Source organism: Streptomyces sp. NBC_00989 (genome assembly GCF_045162655.1).
Lineage (GTDB): Bacteria > Actinomycetota > Actinomycetes > Streptomycetales > Streptomycetaceae > Streptomyces.
Window position 1 is genome coordinate 2,784,017 of the sequence record NZ_CP108728.1, and the last position, 19,014, is coordinate 2,803,030.

Annotated in this window: 24 protein-coding genes; 16 read left to right on the forward strand and 8 right to left on the reverse strand. The window is 68.9% G+C overall.

Annotated features, from left to right (window positions below):
• The first annotated feature begins 214 nt into the window (after positions 1 to 214).
• Entirely contained in the window at positions 215 to 556 is a 342-nt protein-coding gene (locus OG714_RS12045) for a plasmid mobilization relaxosome protein MobC (protein ID WP_406120361.1), read from the forward strand.
• On the forward strand, positions 553 to 2,280 hold the full coding sequence (locus OG714_RS12050; RefSeq protein ID WP_406120363.1) for a relaxase/mobilization nuclease domain-containing protein: 1,728 nt from the start codon (positions 553 to 555) through the stop codon (positions 2,278 to 2,280). The genes OG714_RS12045 and OG714_RS12050 overlap by 4 nt, the downstream gene beginning before the upstream one ends.
• Before the next feature lie 60 nt (positions 2,281 to 2,340).
• On the opposite strand, the gene OG714_RS12055 is transcribed toward OG714_RS12050, so the two are convergent.
• The 3 genes from OG714_RS12055 to OG714_RS12065 form a co-directional block, all read right to left on the reverse strand.
• Positions 2,341 to 3,012 carry a hypothetical protein gene (locus OG714_RS12055; protein ID WP_406120365.1) on the reverse strand — a complete coding sequence of 224 codons (672 nt, stop codon included), beginning with the start codon at positions 3,010 to 3,012 and terminating at the stop codon, positions 2,341 to 2,343.
• 107 nt (positions 3,013 to 3,119) lie between these two features.
• Positions 3,120 to 3,572: a hypothetical protein gene (locus OG714_RS12060; protein ID WP_406120367.1), complete on the reverse strand. Its 453-nt coding sequence runs from the start codon at positions 3,570 to 3,572 to the stop codon at positions 3,120 to 3,122.
• Between the two features lie 120 nt (positions 3,573 to 3,692).
• Entirely contained in the window at positions 3,693 to 4,379 is a 687-nt protein-coding gene (locus OG714_RS12065) for a DUF317 domain-containing protein (RefSeq protein WP_406120369.1), read from the reverse strand.
• A gap of 541 nt (positions 4,380 to 4,920) precedes the next feature.
• On the opposite strand from OG714_RS12065, the gene OG714_RS12070 reads away from it, so the two are divergent.
• The 10 genes from OG714_RS12070 (at position 4,921) to OG714_RS12115 (ending at position 10,738) form a co-directional block, all read left to right on the forward strand.
• Positions 4,921 to 5,151: a hypothetical protein gene (locus OG714_RS12070; RefSeq protein WP_210592287.1), complete on the forward strand. Its 231-nt coding sequence runs from the start codon at positions 4,921 to 4,923 to the stop codon at positions 5,149 to 5,151.
• Positions 5,129 to 5,641 (forward strand): DUF6879 family protein, encoded by a 513-nt coding sequence (locus tag OG714_RS12075; RefSeq protein WP_406120371.1) that lies wholly within the window; start codon positions 5,129 to 5,131, stop codon positions 5,639 to 5,641. Before OG714_RS12070 ends, OG714_RS12075 begins: the two co-directional genes overlap by 23 nt.
• A gap of 27 nt (positions 5,642 to 5,668) precedes the next feature.
• Positions 5,669 to 6,514, forward strand: coding sequence for a helix-turn-helix domain-containing protein (locus OG714_RS12080; RefSeq protein ID WP_406120373.1), 846 nt, complete (start codon positions 5,669 to 5,671; stop codon positions 6,512 to 6,514).
• Positions 6,515 to 6,607: 93 nt separating this feature from the next.
• Complete coding sequence (locus tag OG714_RS12085) at positions 6,608 to 7,000, forward strand: hypothetical protein (RefSeq protein ID WP_406120375.1); 393 nt, start codon at positions 6,608 to 6,610, stop codon at positions 6,998 to 7,000.
• Entirely contained in the window at positions 6,997 to 7,539 is a 543-nt protein-coding gene (locus OG714_RS12090; RefSeq protein ID WP_406120377.1) for an NUDIX hydrolase, read from the forward strand. Before OG714_RS12085 ends, OG714_RS12090 begins: the two co-directional genes overlap by 4 nt.
• Before the next feature lie 182 nt (positions 7,540 to 7,721).
• On the forward strand, positions 7,722 to 7,865 hold the full coding sequence (locus OG714_RS12095) for a hypothetical protein (protein WP_406120378.1): 144 nt from the start codon (positions 7,722 to 7,724) through the stop codon (positions 7,863 to 7,865).
• 60 nt (positions 7,866 to 7,925) lie between these two features.
• A complete protein-coding gene (gene dapF / locus OG714_RS12100) occupies positions 7,926 to 8,729 on the forward strand; it encodes a diaminopimelate epimerase (RefSeq protein WP_406120380.1) in 804 nt (267 codons plus the stop codon).
• Complete coding sequence (locus OG714_RS12105) at positions 8,726 to 9,817, forward strand: ATP-grasp domain-containing protein (RefSeq protein WP_406120382.1); 1,092 nt, start codon at positions 8,726 to 8,728, stop codon at positions 9,815 to 9,817. Before dapF ends, OG714_RS12105 begins: the two co-directional genes overlap by 4 nt.
• Before the next feature lie 37 nt (positions 9,818 to 9,854).
• Entirely contained in the window at positions 9,855 to 10,376 is a 522-nt protein-coding gene (locus OG714_RS12110) for a C39 family peptidase (protein WP_406120384.1), read from the forward strand.
• A complete protein-coding gene (locus OG714_RS12115; protein ID WP_406120386.1) occupies positions 10,376 to 10,738 on the forward strand; it encodes a glutamate ligase domain-containing protein in 363 nt (120 codons plus the stop codon). The genes OG714_RS12110 and OG714_RS12115 overlap by 1 nt, the downstream gene beginning before the upstream one ends.
• A 387-nt stretch (positions 10,739 to 11,125) precedes the next feature.
• On the opposite strand, the gene OG714_RS12120 is transcribed toward OG714_RS12115, so the two are convergent.
• A complete protein-coding gene (locus tag OG714_RS12120) occupies positions 11,126 to 11,941 on the reverse strand; it encodes a methyltransferase domain-containing protein (RefSeq protein WP_406120388.1) in 816 nt (271 codons plus the stop codon).
• A 216-nt stretch (positions 11,942 to 12,157) separates the two neighbouring features.
• The gene (locus tag OG714_RS12125; RefSeq protein ID WP_406120390.1) at positions 12,158 to 13,378 is read right to left on the reverse strand and encodes a lactonase family protein; all 1,221 of its coding nucleotides are present in this window, start codon (positions 13,376 to 13,378) and stop codon (positions 12,158 to 12,160) included.
• Between the two features lie 316 nt (positions 13,379 to 13,694).
• Here OG714_RS12125 and OG714_RS12130 point away from each other — a divergent pair, with 316 nt between their 5' ends.
• Complete coding sequence (locus tag OG714_RS12130) at positions 13,695 to 14,201, forward strand: MaoC family dehydratase (protein ID WP_406120392.1); 507 nt, start codon at positions 13,695 to 13,697, stop codon at positions 14,199 to 14,201.
• On the opposite strand, the gene OG714_RS12135 is transcribed toward OG714_RS12130, so the two are convergent.
• Positions 14,192 to 14,935, reverse strand: coding sequence for a flavodoxin family protein (locus OG714_RS12135; protein ID WP_406120394.1), 744 nt, complete (start codon positions 14,933 to 14,935; stop codon positions 14,192 to 14,194). The two genes, OG714_RS12130 and OG714_RS12135, sit on opposite strands and share 10 nt — an antisense overlap.
• A gap of 229 nt (positions 14,936 to 15,164) precedes the next feature.
• On the opposite strand from OG714_RS12135, the gene OG714_RS12140 reads away from it, so the two are divergent.
• The 3 genes from OG714_RS12140 to OG714_RS12150 all read left to right on the forward strand — a co-directional run bounded on the left by OG714_RS12140 (position 15,165) and on the right by OG714_RS12150 (position 17,097).
• Complete coding sequence (locus tag OG714_RS12140) at positions 15,165 to 15,614, forward strand: SRPBCC family protein (RefSeq protein ID WP_406120396.1); 450 nt, start codon at positions 15,165 to 15,167, stop codon at positions 15,612 to 15,614.
• Positions 15,615 to 15,623: 9 nt separating this feature from the next.
• A complete protein-coding gene (locus OG714_RS12145) occupies positions 15,624 to 15,953 on the forward strand; it encodes a TfoX/Sxy family protein (protein WP_406120398.1) in 330 nt (109 codons plus the stop codon).
• A 145-nt stretch (positions 15,954 to 16,098) separates the two neighbouring features.
• A complete protein-coding gene (locus tag OG714_RS12150) occupies positions 16,099 to 17,097 on the forward strand; it encodes an NAD-dependent epimerase/dehydratase family protein (protein WP_406120400.1) in 999 nt (332 codons plus the stop codon).
• A gap of 23 nt (positions 17,098 to 17,120) precedes the next feature.
• On the opposite strand, the gene OG714_RS12155 is transcribed toward OG714_RS12150, so the two are convergent.
• Together OG714_RS12155 and OG714_RS12160 are read right to left on the reverse strand one after the other, a co-directional pair.
• Positions 17,121 to 18,233: a sensor histidine kinase gene (locus OG714_RS12155; RefSeq protein ID WP_406120402.1), complete on the reverse strand. Its 1,113-nt coding sequence runs from the start codon at positions 18,231 to 18,233 to the stop codon at positions 17,121 to 17,123.
• 2 nt (positions 18,234 to 18,235) lie between these two features.
• On the reverse strand, positions 18,236 to 18,991 hold the full coding sequence (locus tag OG714_RS12160) for a response regulator transcription factor (protein WP_406120404.1): 756 nt from the start codon (positions 18,989 to 18,991) through the stop codon (positions 18,236 to 18,238).
• Positions 18,992 to 19,014 lie beyond the last annotated feature (23 nt).

Here is a 19,014-nt window from a genome sequence, read left to right on the forward strand (position 1 = left end):
AACGCCAGCAAGTTGTACCGGAAGCGATGCTTCCGGGGTTCCCGCCCCGAGGGTGGCGGGAACAGCCCGGCACCAGGGGGCACCGGACAGTCAGGCTGCGACCGAGGGCGGACCGCAGCAGGGAAGGGAACGGCAGGCCGAGTCCCTTGCAAAGAGACGTCAGCGCGTCCGTCAGCCGAAGTCACGCAAGCGCCTGCGCCAGCCCAGCTGCCGCATGAACGACGCCGAGTTCAAGCGCTTCACTGACGCAGCCGCCCACTGCGAGATGTCCAACGCCGCCTTCCTCGCCTACTCCGTCGACAAGGCCGCCCGTGACCTGACCCGCACCGCCGCCGAGATCGCCACCGAACGAGAGGTCATCGCCGAGTTGTTCGCCGCCCGCCGGCACCTGGGCCGCATGCACGGCCTGTTCAACCAGGTCGCCAGAGCCCTCAACTCCGGCGCCGACGCACCCCACCTGGATGCCTCGGCCGAGGCCGTGCGCAGCGCCGCCCGCCGCATGGAGGACGCGGCCGATGCCCTGCTCGCTCACCGCGACGGCGGTGCCCCCGCATGATCCCCAGCATCCACAAGCGCGGCAGCGAGACCATTGGTCTGATCCGCTACCTGTACGGCCCCGGTACCGAAGAGGAGCACATCGACCCGCACCTGGTGGCCGCCTTCGACCCGCTCACCCCCGACCCCGGCCGCGACCCGAAGGCCACTTACGAGCAGCTTGAGCATCTGCTCGACCAGCCCGTCACCGCCCTGCCCGTCGGCAAGCGACCCGAGAAGCACGTATGGCACCTGTCCGTTAGGGCTGCCCCAGAGGATCCGATCCTGTCCGACGAGGACTGGGCGGCCATCGCCCGCCGCATGGTCGCCGCCACCGGCATCGCCCCCGACGGCGACGAAGCCGCCTGCCGCTGGGCGGCCGTCCGGCACGCCGACGATCACATCCACATCATCGCGACCCTCGTCCGGGACGACGGCCGCCGGCCCCGCCTGCACAACGAGGCCCGCCGTGCCCAGGCCGAGTGCCGCCGCATTGAAGTCGACTACAACCTGCGCCGCGTCCCCTCCGGAGACGGGACCGCCGCCAAGCGTCCGACCAGCGCCGAACGCCACAAGGCCGAACGCGAGGGCAGGGAACAACCGGCACGCGAGGAACTGCGCGAAACCGTACGCCGCGCAGTCGCCGGAGCCACGAGCGAGGAGGAGTTCTTCGACCGACTGGCCTCCGCCGGCCTGCTGATCCGCAGGCGCGTCGCGCCCTCTGGTGACCTGCTCGGCTACACGGTCGCCCTCCCGGACAACCGCAACGGCGAGAAGGAGCCGGTGTTCTACGCGGGCTCCACTCTCTCCCCCGACCTGTCCCTCCCCCGTATCCGCGCACGCTTCTCTGGCGAGGGCGACGCCGTCGGCCGAAGCGACAGGGCACCGTCCGACCGAGCCTCCGATCCCTCGCCAAGCGGTCCGGCCACTGCTCGCCGTCGGGCAGCCACGGCGGTGTGGCAGGCGGTGCTGGTCGTCGACGGCGGTGAGGACGCGGCGGTGGCCGCGCACATCGCGGCGGCTGGAGAGGTCCTGGACGCGCTCGCCAAGACCTCCGCCGCGCACACCCGCCATCAACTGCGTGAGGCGGCTTTCGTGTTCGAGCGGGCCACCCGCTCCCACGTCAAGGCCGAACGCGGGCACGACCGGGCCCTGCGACAGGCAGCCCGCGACCTCGTCTACAGCGGGCCGGCGCTCGGCCGCGGGGAAGACGGGGCGACCACGGCGATGGTGATCGACATGGCGTTCTTCCTCGTCACCGCCGCGGCCCACTGGCATGCGAAGAAGGGGCATGCTCAGCAGGCGGTTGCTGCCCAGGATGCCGCCGAGCACCTGCGCGCCGCCTACCAAGCCGCCGCCGGTGTTCCGTTGGGGGTGCTGTATCAGCGGGGTCGGCGCCTGCCGCAGCCCCTGCGACAGAGGCAGACAGCCCACCTGCGTCAGGCAGTGCCGGAGCTGGCGGATCAGGTTCTCGCCGAACCGGGCTGGCACGCCCTGGCCGCCACGCTCGCCGATACCGAGAGCGCCGGCCACGACCCGGCAGCGCTGCTGGCCGAAGCCGCTGCGCGGCGGGAGCTGGGCACTGCAGGTTCGATCAGCGACGTGCTCGTGTGGCGCCTGCGACGCATGGCCGACCTACCCGCCGACGCCACCACGATGCCCCAACACCCCACCGTTGCGACGAAGGTCCGAAGTAGTGCCCTGCCCTCGCCAGGCCGACACGACGGGCCGCACAACGCACGCTAATCCGGGCTATACGCCGCTGCCCCTCTACCAAGGCAGAGGGGCAGCGGTAAAGCGTTTGGGTTAGGAGGCGGCCTGCGCCTTGGCGAGTGCCTTCTCCAGGCTGGCGTCCACGAGACCCGGCGAGCCGGAGACGATCACCAGGACGGTGCCGATTCGGACCGCCGTCTGCTTGACGACACTGCGCTGCCCACCAACCGAGTAGGTGAGCAGCTGGCTCCACTGCTCGTCACCCAGATCAGGCGCGGCCGTCATCTGGGTGCCCATGTCGATGACGGTGCTGCCCGAGGCAACCTGGTACGTGGGGCAGGAGAGCATCGCTTCGAAGATCTGCCCAATGCCCTTCGACAGCCTCGCGGCGCTGTCGCTGTACAACTCCTCGGACACCTCGGAATCGCTGCCACCAACGTAGGTGAAGGACGCCTTCGCCTTGCGGAAGAAGTCGAGGCCGGCACCGGTCGCCGCGTCAGCGCCGAGCTTCTCCAGCGCCGGGCAGCCGATCACGCTCACGTCGTCGTGCACGGCGGAACGCAGCGGCGTGCGGGCGTACCCCTCGCCCAAGTCACCTTCGCCCAGGAGCCGCTTGGCCAGCTCGGCCGAAGACAGCGGCGCTGGCATCGAGGCGTCCTCGGACGAGGCGGTCGCGGCGGACTCCGGGTCGCTGGAGGAGGTGCTGCCGATCGAGCAGACCTCCAGGGCCAGGACGGCGAAGGCGCTCAGGCTGAGGACGGTCATGGTGTGAAGGCGCAAACGAACCCCTAAATGGCCTACGAAACGGACAGGTTGACCAAGCCGGGCCTCCGGGCACCGGCAGCGAGAAGGAACCCAGGGGATTCGGGGGTTCAGTGGCCGAGGTGGCGCAGGCCCTCTTCGAGGGTGGGATGGAACTGGTCGACCGGACCGGAGTTGCGGTCGTACCAGGCCGCGTCCAGGCCGGGCTCCTTCGTCTCGTGGCCAGCCCGGCACCGCAGCCATATCGAGTCGTCGCGCATGCAGAAGACGATCCAGTCCCGGTACACGCCGCACTCGGGGCACGTACGAACCTCGCCGTCGATGACGAGTGGCTGCTCCCAACGCATCATCAGCCCGGCCACTTCCTGGCGGGACGGCACCCGCAAATCCGGCGGCGGGAGGTCACTCAGCGCCGATTCCTCCGCAGCCGGTGCTGAAACCGGTGCGGTCGGCTCGGGGAAATCGCGCCACGGCTGTGTGGCCTGTAGCTGCATGAGCAGCGCGTAGCCGGCACGCTGGGCTTCGCGCAATGCGCGGTGCTTGCGAGCGCGTCGAAAGAACAAGATCTCTTCCTCTCTGTCGTCGGACGGACGCAGGGAATGTGCTTGATGCGTCCGCCCTGCTACCGCTCGCGAAAATTGGCGACGAGCAGCACACCTGCGGTTCCGTCAGGGCACGGATCGTCAGCTGCGGTGGACGACTGTGAGCCGTCCCTCGGCGCTCTTGGGCACACTGTGGCGGGGCACCGGGATCGGTGAGGCAAGCGACGTTGTGAACGCGGCCACCAGGCCGTTCGGAACGCTGGCGCTGAAGCTGGCACACCACAGGTACGGGGCGCCAAGAACAGGCTCCGCCCACGCCTGCCATCCCGACAGGTCAGGGCGTGGGTCGGCGTCCTGGATGAGCGGTGGCATCAGCTCCAGGGAGACGCAGCCGGAGAGCCCGGGGTCCGTGGCGGTGGTGTGGGGGCGATCCACGTCGCGGAGCCAGCCTTGGGCACCGAGCGCGTTCAGCACCGTCTCGGCCCCGCCGAAGTCGGTGTCGGTTGCCTCGTCGGCGTCGATCGCCACGAGGAGATCGGCGAGCGCCTCGTACGGGACGCCAGTCGTGAAGTACGCGTTCCACTCCGTCATCGCCGAGGTGGCATGCGGACGGGCGCTCAACTGCCAGGCAACAGGCAGTCCGCCCAGCTCGAACGGGTTGGCCGCGAGGATCCACTCGGCACCACGCAGGTTGTCCGGGCTCGCATACAACAGGGTGTGGCGGGAAGTGGGCCACATCCGCCAGCCAAGGTCGGCCAGGGTGTCGCCGATCCGCTCGGCAAGCGCACCGTCGTCACCAGCCAAGTGGCGCGGGGTGACCCAGTACACCGGGTCCGGCGAATCGGAACGGGAGGGATCGCTGGGATGGTGCGGGTGCAGGGGCCGCCTCCGTGCCTCGGGATAGGTTACTGACCGTCGTTGACCTGGGGTTTCGGACGGTCGTCCACGTTGACATGCCAATCCGCAGAGCACCAGCGGTTTCGCGATCTTCCCTGTCTGCCTCCGGCGAACTGGCGTCCGTCGCCACCCAATCGAGGCGACTGACAGCAAACCTAGCCGTATGAGAGACCCAAGTTGGGGGCGTAAGCGCGTCACAGGTGTTCCCCGAGGGAACAGACAGGGCGTTTCTCCAGGGAACGGACGGTGCGTTCCCTGGAGGAACGATGTCCGTTGCCAGGGAAGAGCGGACAGCAATCGAATCCGGCCATCCCTGGGGTGTTGCGGCCGGTCCGCTCTTCGTCGCTCTGACCCCGGCCGCGTAAGGTCAACTTCCGTACTCCTGGCAAGTTTCGGCAAGTTCCTGACCCCACGGCACACCCACGGGCAAGCTCTGGCACAGAGATCGTTACCGGCATCCGAGGAGGACATCATGGCCCTGCGTAAGCTCGGTAAGGACCCGGAGAGTCCCAGTGGCGGCTCCCCCACCATCTACCTCGACGAGGAGAAGGACAGCTACCTCGTGCAGGGGTGGAAGGTGGAGGACATCGAGCGCCTCGGGCAGATGGACATCCCCGGCCATGAATCGGTGGTGGAGATCCCCCGGCGCATGGTGCAGTTCTTCCTGGAGGTGAAAAAGGTTGACGAGGACCCCGACGTTTGAGGAACTGTTCCGCGGCTGCCAGCGGACGGCTGTCCATCTGGAGATGCGCGACGCGTACATGAAGTCGGACCCGGCCTTCATCGACTGGAGGGCCGGCATCGCACTCGACCCGGCCGAGCGCTGGGGTGACTGGCACGCCAGCGTCACGGAGGCGACCTCGCGAAGCGTCGAGGTCCGCCGGGCCCGGGTCGTCTCGACTCCCGTCAGCGAGTACATCCGCTTCGAGTACGACGTGACGGACGGACTCAACATCGCCGCCGGCGAGGACGTCCGCTGGCTCTCCCGGCGACACGCTACGGACCTCGGGCTCCCGGGCAACGACTTCTGGCTCTTCGACTCCAGCCTCGTCCTCGTCAACCACTTCGACGGCGAAGGCGAGAACATGGAGGTGGAACTCACCGACGACCCAGCGGTCGCGAAGCTCTGCGAGTCGGCCTTCGAGGCCGTGTGGGCGCGGGCAACACCGCACGCAGAGTTCCAGCCGGTCTGACAGCCCGAACTGCACCGTCGCAGCGACATGACATCGCCATCTTCGAGCGTTCAGGAAGCCCGCAGGGCTCTTGGTAAACGCCTGAGCGAAATCCGGCTCGAAGCCGGGCTCACCAAACGAGCGTTGGCCAGCAGCCTCGGCTGGCACGAGTCGAAGTGCTCGCGCTTCGAGAGCGGCACGCGTCCGCCCTCGGAGCGCGACCTGCGTGCGTGGGCCGCCGCGTGCGGTGCGGAGAGCGCAGCCGAGGATCTCGTCTCGACAGCCCGCGGCATCGAGGGGATGTATGTCGAGTGGCGCAGGTTGGAGCGCACCGGCCTGAAGCAGGCCCAGGAGTCCGTCCTCCCCCTGTGGGAACGCACCAAGCGCTTCCGCTTCTACTCCCCGTGGCTCATTCCCGGCCCGGTACAGACGGCCTCGTACATCACCGCACTGCTCACCTCAATTCGCAACCGCCGTGGCCTCATTGATGACGTGCCGGCGGCCGTCAAGGTGCGTGTGGAGAAGCAGCAGATCGTCTACGGCAACCACACGTTCGCGATCCTCCTGGAAGAGGGAGCACTCCGGAAGCGCATAGGCGGGACGGAAGTGATGGCCGGCCAACTCGGCTATCTGCTCAGCGTCATGGCGCTTCCCTCGGTGAGCATCGGCATCATCCCTGAAGACGCCGACCGTTCCGGCCTCTGGCCCGTCGAGGGCTTCTTCCTGTACGACGACCACACGGCCCACGTCGAACTCGTCTCGGCCCACCTCGCCGTCACGCAGAAGCACGAACTTGCCATGTATGCCCAGACGTTCACGGAACTGGCCGAACTTGCCGTCTACGGCTCGGCGGCCCGCGAAATCATCACGGCAGCCATCGAATCCCTGGGGTGAATGCCGGGCAAGTTCCGGCACACTCGTAGAGCCCTTCCCGTCGCCCTTCTTAGCGTTACTGGCACGGCCGGAAACGCGTGCTGAAGGGGCGAGATGGTGATCACTGTGGCAAGTAGCGGCAAGGCATCGAGAGCAACCGACAGCGCGGGAACCGAAGTTCTCCCCGTCGACGTCGAGACGATTTCGGAAAGCACCGAGGCAGCCCTCTCCATGCAGATGGCCACCTCCACCCGCAAGGACATGGACACCTCCCTGCCGGAGATCGTCGGACACCTCAACCTTCTGCTCGGTGAGGATCTGGGGGCGGACGAGGACGACGAGGTACGGGAGCTGTTCCGCACGGGGTACCGGCTCCTCGACCTCCAGAACCGGCCGACCGCGGAGACCCCGTCGTTCGGCGCCTTCATCTACCTCCGGGATGCCGCCGACGTCACACGAAGGCTCCTGTGGATCTACACACAGCGCCACGGGCTCGGTGCCCCGTGAGTGTCCGGGAGGACCAGATCGTCCAGGATTTGTCCCGCTACATCCACGAGCACCCTGACGAGCAGATGGCGCTGATGCCGGTGTACGACGCCGCCCGCGACCACGCCCAGCGCGGTACCTGCACCCACAGCCGGCGCTGTCCCCTCGTGACGACGGGCGCGGTCATCGTCGATGAACACAATCGCGTCCTGTCCCTGCGGCACAACGGTGCCTTCGCCCTGGCCGAAGCGGAGCCGGAGGAGCAGGACGACTCGCTCGGAGGGGCGGCCCTGCGTCTGCTGGCCGAGGCGGTCGGCATCCGGGACGTGTGGACGGAGCCCGACAGCGATGGCCCCTTCCTGATCGACGTGACCAGAGCGGGGCAGCACCGGTACGGCCCCCGCCTCCGGATCGGCTTCCGATACCTCTTCCGGGCCCACTCCGGTGCCATCGCTCCGATGGTGATCGAAGCCGGCGCGGCGGCCTGGATGCCCCTTGGGGAGATCGGTATCCCGTCGGTCCGCGACCGTCTTCACGGCCACGTGGTCGGTGCCCCTTGAGCCCCCGGGACCAACAACTCTGCTACGTGGCAAGCCTCTTGGCACTCGGCGGTTCGATCCTCCTGGCCATCTGGAGAGGCTGAATGTACGAGCGCCGCACCACCGAACCAACCCCTGTGCCTCCTCCCCTCGGCACCATCCCCGGTTACAGGCAACCAAGCGATGTCCACATAGGCGATTTCGTGTTCCTCGACGGGTTGTACCTGCGGGTCCGCGACATGAGGTCCGGCGGCACCGCGGGGCGCCGGGTTCTGATCTTCGACGGGCACTCCCCGTGGGTCATGAAGGAGTCGACGACCACGTATCGGCCCGTCGAACTCCTCTGACCCGAAGCCCCATTCAGCCATCACGAGAACTGTCACCTCACGCCAGCGAGGAGCTTCGCCATGCGCTTCCGCAAGATCCACGGAGCGGGGAACGACTTCGTCCTGTTATCCGACCCCACTCCGGACAGCGAGGAGGACTGGCCGAAGGAGGCCGAGCGCCTCTGTGCCAGGCGAACCGGCATAGGCGCCGACGGCCTGGTCGTCAGCAGCCTGATCAGCATCAGCCCGGTCGTCTTCGAAGTCGGCTGTTTCAATGCCGACGGCTCGATCGCGACGATGTGCGGCAATGCTCTGCGGTGTACCGCCTGGGCCGCGCACCACGACCACGGCTTCCGCGAGATGAGTCTGCGCATGGCGGGGGTGATGCACGAGGCGATCGTGAGCGACGACTCCGTGTGGGTCACGACCGAAATCGGCGCGGTCCATCCCCGCCGCGTGCAGACCGTCATCAACGGCAAACCGACCTGGTTCGACAGCGCCCACACCGGCACCGAACACGTCGTCGCCGTCGTAGACGACGTGGACGCCATCGACGCGGTACTCGTCGGACGTCTCGTCCGCCACCACCCGGACCTGGCCCCGCTGGGGACGAACGTCAACTTCGTACAGGCCGCCGGCCGCCAGGCGTTGAAGATCCGCACCTACGAGCGCGGCGTCGAGGCGGAAACCCTCTCGTGCGGGAGCGGAGCCGTCGCGGCCGTCGTCATCGCCACCCTGCGCGGCCTCGTGTCGCAGCAGCGTGCAGTCACCGTCCAGAACCGGGCCGGGGAGCCGCTTACGGTCCGGCCGCATCCCGACCGGCCGAAGCGAACGCACTGGGTCGGCGGCCCGGTCACCCACACCTTCGAAGGGGTCCTCGCATGACTCAGTTCCTCACCTCCAGCTCTGACCTCGCGGTGCGCGAGGCCGCCCAGAACCTTCGCGACTGGCAGCGCGACCGCGAAGGGCTCAGTGTCGCCCTCGTCTACGGACCGGTATCAGCGGAGGACCGGCTCTACCACTCGAAATGCCCCGTGGACCAGCGCTCCGTGACCGCCCTGTCCGAGACTCTCGACGACATCGGTGCCCGCTGGAAAGTGCTGAACCCGTGCGAGCCGGACTTCATCACGGAGTTGGCCGGCTACGACGTGGCCCTCTCCAACCTTCACGGTCCGTACGGGGAGGACGGGAGGCTGCAGGGCCTGCTCGACTACCTGCGCGTGCCGTACTGCGGCAGCGGAGTCGCAGCGTCCGCGGTCGCCGCCGACAAGATCCTCTGCAAGCGGGTGATGCTGAGCCTCGGCGTCCCCACCCCCGGGTGGTGGGTGTGGTCCGGCGGGCCGATGCAGTGGAACGGTCGGGCGGCGATGGTCAAACCGCCCTTCGGCGGCTCCAGCGTGGGCATGAGCCTGGTCCGCGAACAGGCAGATCTTCCCCTGGCGTTGGCGGACGCTGCTGGCGAAGAAGGCGACGCCGTACTGGTCGAGGACTACCTGACAGGCGTACCGCTGACCGTGGGGCTCCTGGAACTGCCCGGAGGCGCAGTCGTTGTGCTCCCCCCGCTGGCCACCGAAGCCACCGAGGCGGAGTTCTACGACGCCGACACCAAGCTCGACGTTGATTCCAAGGGCGCAGTAGCCGTTCGGGCGGCTGAGTTGTCGCCCAAGGTGCTGTCCAAGGTCACCGAGTGCGCCACGAAGCTGTGGGACGGGCTGGGGCTGCGTGGTTCGGCGCGCGTCGACTTCATCCTCGCCGAGGACGACCAGCCGTTCGTGCTGGAGGTCAACAGCACGCCGGGCATGTCCCGTGACAGCAACTTCGTGGTGGGCGCCGCGATGGTCGGACTCACGCACACGGATGTCGTAGTGGCCATGCTGCACGAGGCGTTGACCCGACCGCCCTACGATGTTCCCCTGCCCACTCCCGCGTTCTCCAGCACCACGCTGACTCGGGAGGCTGCCGTCTCACCGTAGGAGCCCGCCCGCTGTGTCGCGCGTCCACGATGTCCCCATGTGCCGACAACTCATCGCCCCCGAGGAATGGGATCTACACGGAGGCTGGGCACTCGGGGACAGGCTGGAATGGTCCAACCGGGCGTGCGGCCTGGCATCGCTGAGAATGATCCTGCTCGCCTACGGGCGCGAGGCACCCACGGTCACGAAACTGCTGAAACTCGCCGTCAAGCACGAGGTCCTGACCCCGCGTGGAGCACTCCACGCGGGCATCGCGAGCCTGGCCACCGACCTCGGTGTCCCGGCGACCGCAGAGCCCGTACCCGTCGAAGACCTGCTCGCCCGCCTCGATGTCGCACCCGTCATCGTGTCCGTAACCGAGCAACTCCCCGACGACGGACGTTCCGGAGGCCACCTCATCATCCTTCGCGGCTACGAGGACGATCCCGACCCCACAATCTTCATCCGGGACCCATCGGCCTGGGGCCAGACGCACGATCAAGTCCCCCTGAGTCGCCTGTCCCCTTCCTACGCCGGCCGCGCGATCACCTTCGCGCCCCTGAACAACGGAGAGTCCTGATGACCGAGGCAGACGGCGACACGACCGAGGCCGCAGGCGGCCGGAGGATCGCCGTACTCGGAGAGATGCTGGAACTGGGCGACGAAGCCGTGGAAGCCCACCGCCAGGTCGGGCGCATGGCAGCCGAAAACGGCGTCGATCTCATCGTGGCGGTCGGCAACACACTCGCCAAACAACTCGCCCTCGCGGCAGGCGCGGCAGGCGTCCCGGACATCGCGATGGTCGGCGACAACGGCACCGCCGCCGCCTACCTGGCCTCCATCCTCCGCCCCGGCGACGTCGTCCTCGTGAAGGCATCCCGCGGCGGACAGCTCTGGCAGATCGCCCAAGCACTCACCGGGCAGCCCGTCACCGGCCTGTGAACAGCCATCCGCCCTGAGAGACGACCGCTACCTCCGTCGGCTACAGGTGCCGGACGTGGCGGACGTCTATCGAGGTGGACAGGACTGGGTCTTCCAGTGTGACCGTTCGACATGTCCAGAACCCCAGAAGGCTGAGAAGTCGGACCGTAAGCCGGGGTACAGGTGACGGGGAACCCAAATTGGGAACCGTCGGTCTTGGCCTTGGCTCTGTTGAACTCGCCAGTTGGATCGTGGGCAAGTGCCACCGAGCGGATCCAGTGAACCGGCCCCGCGCCGGCGCTGAAGTATTCGTTAGGTCGGCGCGCGGTCGCGTTGGCGTCGAACAGCAGGCCGTCACCAGCTGGCAACCCCAGCGGACGCTTTCCCCGCAGGTGCCGCATCGGTCGCTCAGAGAGCGCGGGCGAGGAAGACGTCGGTGACCTGGAGTACGTCGATTCCTCCTCCGTGGGCGTCAAGCAGGCGCCCGACCTCGGCGAGTGCCCGCTCACGGCGGTCGTCGGACAGAATGCGGTAGGCGGACAGCGAAGTGAGATAGCCGAGGTAGCGGTCGGTGTCGTATCGCAGATTCTGCGGGAACCGGACCGAACGCAGATCAGTGAAGCGGCCGTCCCGGCGGCACTCCATATCTGGCCAGACCTGGTCCCAGTTCCCGGGCTCGTCGCCGGAGAGATCGCAGGCCAGGAAGCGGTGCGGAGCCCCGGTGACCCCGTGGCGGTCTGCGATGCCGGCGAGTTCGGCGCGCAATCCAGCGTCATGGATCCCGTGCGGGTTCCTGACCAGCGCCATGGCACCGCCGGGGGCGGGCGCGGCGCGGACCAGGTCCCAGCGCCGGCCATGGTCCAGGAAATTCCAGGCGGAGGCGGCGAACAGCAACCCGTACTGCCGCCCGCCCGGTTGCCACTGCTCGAAGTCGCCGACCTCGACCCGGACGTTCGGATATCCGGCGGTGTTGCGTCGCAGCACCTCGGCCATGCGCGTATCCGGCTCGACGCACACCAACGGAATCCCCAGCACGGCGAACGGCACCGTGGCCTTCCCGGTACCCGCGCCGATCTCCACAGCCGCACGGTCCCCGAGAGCCGCGTACGCCAGCACCTCGGTGACCATCGTGTCTGCGTAGCCAGGGCGGGCCGCATCGTAGAGCTCGGCCACCTCACCAAAGACCTTGCTACGGGCTGCGTTGACGTGTCCCTCTGAGGTCATGAGCGTCCCTCGGCTTCTTGATCGGCAGGCGGGAACCCTACCGACCTGACCGGCCGCAAGCCACCTCTTCAGGAGCCGCCCGCTTGCTCCGGACATCAACCTCCGCGGTCCGTGTCAACGCCTACGAAGGTCTCCTATGGGCCCAGTTGCCACCGCCAAAGCCCGGCGCCCCGGACATGTGATGTCCGCGGCGCCCTGGCCGCGGTGGCCGCTTCTTTACACCGCAGCGATGCCCTCCATGCCGGACTCGGCAAAGGGAGGCAGTCCCGTGGTCGTGCCGACCTTGGTCAGGGAGCCGTCGCGGCCGATGCGGAAGCCGTCGACGGTGCCGGACGTCGCGTTCTGCACGTACAGGAACTTCTGGTCCTTGGTCACCGCCAGGTCGATGACGCCCTGGGACTTGGCGGACGGCGGGGTGGCGACGCCGACGTCGTTGGTGAGCGCCAACTTGCCGTGGCGGTCCGTGCGGTAGCCGGTGACGGTCGAGTTGCCGGTGTTGCCGCCGTAGAAGAAGTCGCCGGCGCGCTCCAGCCAGCACAGCGTGTCCTGGCCGTTGGGCAGGCTCTTCTGGACGACCTTGAGGGTGCCGTCGGCGCGCACCTTGTACGTGCTGACCGTCGAGTCCTTGGCCTCGGCCACCAGCATCCGGCCGGCCTTGTCGAAGGTGATCGCGAACGGCACGGCACCGGCCGAGTCGTTGACCTTCGCCTTCCGCGCGGGCCGTCCCGCCCGGGTCATCGGGAAGACCTCAAGGGTGTTGGCGGACTTGGTGGTGACGACCAGCTCACGGCCGCCGGGGGTGAACGCGACCTGGCCGGGTGAACTGCTGAACAGCGGCACCTTCTTGTTGTCCAGCCCGAGCGAACGGCGTGTGTCACTCAGCGGTGCCAGTCCCTTGGCCGTGAGGCGGAACCCCTGGACGCTGCCCGCGCCGCCCGCGTTCATGACGTAGGCGATGCGCCCCGAGACCGCGATCGAGGCGGGGAAGTCACCGCCGGAGCCCATCACTTGACGACCCGTCAGTTTCTGGCCCTCGACCCGGAACGACGTCACGGTGTTGCTGCCCGCGTTGACCGCGAGGAGCAGCCGGGACCGGTCATCGTAGACGAGTGAGCCCTGGGAGGCGAGCGAGTCGGTGGGCGCGTCGACCTGGTCGCCGCCCTTGCCGCCGGTCGCGTATGTCCCGGCGGCGCTCAACGTGCCGTCCTGGGCGCGCTTGAAGACGTGGATCGTGTTGCCGGCGAGTTCGTTGCCCTGCACGAAGACCACGTGGTCGGCCCCGGCCTCGGCCTTCTTCACGACGTCGTGCCCGCGCGAGGGCTCCCCCGCCGAGGCGACGGTCACCGCCGTCACGACCGCCGCTGCGGCGAGAATTCCCGCTCCGGCGATCGTCAGCCTGATCTGTAACGGTGACCTTCGCCTGATGTGCCTGCTCATACGCCACTCCTCGGGCCTTCGCCGCCACCGCGGGGTCGGTGGAGAACAGGGACCAGAGTTGCCCATGGGGTGAGTGAGCCGTAGGGATTCGGCCGTCACGTCAGTTTCCCGTAACAACTCCGCGCGCGTGGGCAGGAGTTGCAGGGAGATCCTGCGGCACGCACCGACCGTGCCGGCCACCGGCGGGTATGTCTCACGATCACTCCAGGAGGACCGCTTCGCCTACTTCATTTCGTGGGGCCCGGTTCGGGGTCCGGGCCTCCGAGCGGCAGTCGGCCGTACCCGCCGGCCATCGCCCGCGGCTATCGTGCCGCCCATGACGACCACTGCCACCACGACGCTGAGCGAAGCGGACTTCGGCGCCCCGATCCAGGACCGCTTTTTCGAGGACTACATCCCGGGCTCGGTGTACGTCTACGGCAGCATCACCATGACCGAGCAGGACATCCTGCGGTTCGCCGGCGAGTTCGATCCGCAGAGCATCCACACCGACCCCGAGGCCGCCGAACAGGGTCCCTTCAAGGGGCTGATCGCCAGCGGCTGGCACACCTGCGCCGTCATGATGCGCCTGTACGCCGACCACTACGTCAGCAAGGTCGCGAGCCTCGCCTCTCCCGGCATCGACGAACTGCGCTGGGTCCGCCCGGTCAAGCCCGGCGACAGCCTCTCGATCCATACGACGATCCAGGAGGCCCGTGCCTCGCGGACCAAGCCGGACCGCGGCATCGTGCACACCGCCATCGAGGTGGTCAACCAGCAGGGCGAACCCGTGCTCACCTTGACGGCGATGAACATCCTGCTGCGGCGCACGCCTCAGCGATAGTCGGGGTTGGCCGCGTCGAGGCGGCAGCCGGCGTCCCATTCGGAGCGCTGGTTGCCGTGTGCCGGGATGCCGCCTGCGCGTTTGAGCATGGCGGCCAGGTGCATCAGGTTCCAGGCCATGAACGTGGTGTTGCGGTTGGTGAAGTCGTTCTCCGGACCGCCGGAGCCGGGGTCGAGGTACGAGGGTCCGGGTCCCGCCGGGCCGATCCAGCCCGCGTCGGCCTGCGGCGGGATGGTGTAGCCGAGGTGCTGGAGGCTGTAGAGGATGTTCATCGCGCAGTGCTTCACACCGTCCTCGTTGCCGGTGATCAGGCAGCCGCCGACGCGCCCGTAATAGGCGTACTGGCCCGCGGAGTTGAGCAGTCCCGAACCGCCGTAGAGCCGCTCGATGACCTTCTTCATGACCGAGCTGTTGTCGCCCAGCCAGATCGGCCCGGCCAGCACCAGGATGTCGGCGGCCATCACCTGCTCGTACAACGCCGGCCACGCGTCGGTGGCGAAGCCGTGCTCGGTCATGTCCGGGTAGACGCCCGGCGCGATGTCGTGGTCGACGGCGCGTACGACGTCCGTGGTGACGCCGTGCGCGTCCATGATCGCCCGGCTCTTGTCGATCAGTCCCTCGGTGTGGCTCTGCTGCGGCGACGGCTTGAGTGTGCAGTTGACGAACAGGGCGCGCAGGTCGTCGAAGCGGTACGGGTCGTCGAGCTGGTCGGGGGCGGGCGGTGACTGGGTCATGGAGGCTCCTTCACGCGGGACCGCCGGGGCGAGTCCCCCATCCGGTCCGAGCCGCGGCTCGGCGACAGCGTCTCGCACGGATCCCGGCCCGTCCCTCTGCGACGCACCGGCACCCGACGCCTGCGCACGGCGCCCGGTCGTACACCGTGCGCCCGCCGTCCATCGCGAGCATCCTGGACTCGGCCCCGGCCGCGACGGGCACCGGGCAGGACGACAAGGCGGCGGTGCGATGGCCATCGACGTGTCCGCGCAACGGGTGATTCCCGTTCCGCCGGAGCAGGTGGCGACGTACGCCATGGACTGGCGCCACGACGACGAATGGACGCAGGGCATCCGCAGCGCGGAGCTGACGCGGGAAGCCGACAGCGGTGGTTTCGGTGTGGGGGCCGAGATCACCCGTACGGCGTACTTTCTGGGCCGACGCATCGACTATGTCCTGCGCGTCGCCGCACACGAACCGCCTCGGCTGCTGGACATGGTGTCGGTGGCGGGGCCGATGCCCATGCACGTCACCTACACCTTCGACCCGCACCCCGCCGGGACGACGGCCCGTATCCGCGTCCAGGGCGGCGGGGGCGGCTTCTACCGGATGGCCGCTCCCCTCATGGCCCGCCAGGTCCGCACGTCAATCGGCAAGGACCTGCGCGACCTGGGACTCAGGCTCACCGGCACGGAATGAGAGAGACCCATGGCATACGACGAAGGGCTGGCCGAGCGCGTACGCGACCGGCTGGGCCCGCGTCCGGGCGTCACCGAGAAGCGGATGTTCGGCGGGATCGCCTTCCTGTACCGGGGGAACATGGCGGTGGGCGTCAGCGGTGACGACCTCATGGTGCGCGTCGGGCCCGAGCACACCGACACGGCTCTGGCCCGGCCCGGCACCCGCGTTTTCGACATGACGGGCCGCCCGATGCGCGGCTGGATCCTGGTCGACTCCTCGGTCCTGGCCGAGGACGACGCGCTCGGCCGGTGGGTCGACGAGGGACACGCCTTCGCCGCCGGTCTGCCGCCCAAGTGAGCAGAACTGGGCCACGCCTGTGCCCGGCTGACGGGCCATGGCGTCTCGGGCGGCACTGCCGAGGTTCTGATCAGGTCTTACGGACCGGTGACATGACGGGCGTGGTGCTGCCGCGTGGCGGGGTCGCGGTCCTAGCGTCGGGTGTATGCGAGTACTGGTCACCGGCGGTGCCGGGTTCATCGGGTCCCATGTCGTCGAGGCACTGACCGCACGCGGCCACGAAGCCGTCGTCTTCGACCTGCGCGACGGTCACGACGTGCGCAATCCCCAGGCGGTCGCGTCCGCGCTGCCGGATGTGGACGCGGTGTGTCACCAGGCGGCGATGGTGGGACTGGGCACGAGGTTCGGCGACGCGGCCGACTACGTCTCGCACAACGACCTCGGTACGGCGGTGCTGCTCACCGCCATGGCCGACGCGGGCCTACGGCGGCTCGTGCTCGCCGGGTCCATGGTCGTCTACGGCGAGGGCGCCTACGCCTGCGAGGAGCACGGACCGGTACGGCCCGGGCCCCGGTCCGTGGGCGATCTGGACGCGGGGCGTTTCGAGCCCCGGTGTCCGGACTGCGGTGCGGAGTTGGCGTCGGGGCTGGTGGGTGAGGACGCTCCGGTCGACCCCCGGAACGTGTACGCGACGACCAAGCTGGCCCAGGAGCATCTGGCAGCCGCGTGGGCGCGCTCCACCGGCGGTTCGGCGGTGTCGCTGCGCTACCACAACGTGTACGGCCCGCGGATGCCGCGCGACACCCCGTACGCGGGGGTCGCCTCCTTCTTCCGCTCCGCGCTGGCGCGCGGTGAATCTCCCCGCGTCTTCGAGGACGGCGGCCAGCGGCGGGACTTCGTACACGTCCGGGATGTGGCCGCGGCCAACGTGGCGGCTCTTGAGTCCGAGCCTCAGGAGGGGGCGCTGACCGCGTACAACACCGGCAGCGGGGACCCCCACACGGTCGGCGAGATGGCGCACGCGCTGGCCGCCGCGTACGGCGGGCCCGCCCCCGTGGTGACCGGGGAGTACCGGCTCGGGGACGTCCGCCACATCACGGCGGACTCGTCCCGGCTACGGGCCGAGCTGGGCTGGAAGGCCGAGGTCGAATTCACGGAGGGGATGCGCGAGTTCGCGACGTCGAAGCTGCGCGGGGAGCAGTAGTCGGCCGAGGACGTCTCCGGCGTTCACGCCTCGGCCATGGGCAGCGTCACCTCGAAGCGGCAGCCGCCGGACACGTTCCGTACGGCGGCGCGGCCCTGGTGGGCCTCCACGATGCCGCGCACGATCGCGAGGCCAAGACCGGCACCGGCCGGCGGAGTGCGCGCATGGGTGCCGCGCCACCCGGTGTCGAAGACGCGCGGCAGATCCTCCTCCGGGATACCGCCGCAGCCGTCTGTTACGGACAGGACAACCCCGTCGGTGGACCGCTCGGCGGCGACGGCGACCGTGCCGTCGGCCGGTGTCCGCCGGATCGCGTTGACCAACAGGTTCCCCAGCACCCGGCTCATCTCCTTGCCGTCCACCTCGACCGGCACCGGTTCGATCCAGTCGCCGACCAGCCGTACACCGTGCTCACGTGCGAGCGGATCGGCACCCGCGAGGGCATCGCCGATCAGGTCGTACAGGGACATCCGTGAAGGGGAGAGAGTGAGCGTCCCGGCGTGGATGCGGGAGAGTTCGAAGAGGTCGCCGACCATGCCGTTGAGGCGTTCCACCTCGGTGCGGATCTGGCGCAGGTAGCGAGCGGGGTCGGCGGCGACGCCGTCCTCCAGGGCCTCGGACATCGCGCGCAGACCGGCCAGCGGGGTCCGCAGATCGTGCGAGATCCAGGCGACGAGTTCACGGCGCGAGGACTCCAACGCCCGTTCGCGGTCGCGGGATTCGGCGAGCTTGGCGCTGGTGGCGGCCAACTCCCGGCTCAGGGCGGCCAGTTCGGCAGTCGTCGGACGGCCTGGGGCCGAGAAGTCGCCGTCGTCGCCGAAATCGCGGGCGGCAAGGGCGAGTTCACGGCTGCGGGCGACGACCCACTGGCCGAGCAGCAGGGCCGTGGCCAGGGAGACCACGGCCGCCATGGCGACGACGGTGGTGACGACGGCCAGATCGTGCGAGGAGAGGAACATCGCCTGTGCCACGGCCAGTGTGCCGGCGAGCATCGCGGTCACGGCGACGGCGGCGACCACGGACACGGACGCGGTGAGCGAACGCCGGCGCAGCAGCCACAACGCGCCCGCACCCAGCACCCCGGCACCGGCAGCACCGAGAAAGGCGAACAGAGCGATGAGTGATATGTCGCGCATGATCAGCCCTCCCCGGTGCCGACCGTGCCGGTGGACTCGAAGCGGTACCCGACGCCCCACACCGTCTGGATCAGCCGGGGCCGCCCGGGATCGTCCTCGACCTTGGCTCGCAGACGCCGCACATGCACCGTGACGGTCGAGAGGTCACCGAAGTCCCACCCCCACACCTCCCGCATGAGGTCCTCCCGGCTGAACACCCGCCCGGGGTGTCGCAGGAAGAAGGTGAGAAGGTCGAACTCCCTTACTGTAAGGGTGAGTTCGGTACCGTTCTTGGTGGCGCGGCGGCCGGCTGGGTCGGCGGTGAGCCCGGTCGATCGCAGGGTGCGTGCGGCGGTCGCGGGCCGAGTTCGCCGTAGCACCGACTCCACGCGCAGGACCAGTTCGCGCGGGCTGAACGGCTTGGTGACGTAGTCGTCGGCGCCGACCTCCAGGCCCAGGATGCGGTCGTCCTCGTCGCCGCGGGCCGTGAGCATGATGACCGGCACGGGTCCGCGCCCGCGCAGCCGGCGGCATACTTCAAGGCCGTCGATGCCCGGCAGCATCAGGTCGAGCACCACCAGGTCGGGCCAGTGTGCGGCGGCCCGGGCGAGAGCCTCCGGCCCGTCCTCGGCGCGGTCCACGATGTATCCGGCTCGGTCGAGATATCCGGAGACGACCTCGGCGACGGTCGGGTCGTCGTCCACGACGAGGACGCGCATCGTGTCCCGGGGCCTGCTCAGGACGGGTACGGCGCTTGGGGATTCGTACGGCTGCTGCATGTCGTCCAGCGTCCCACCGGCCG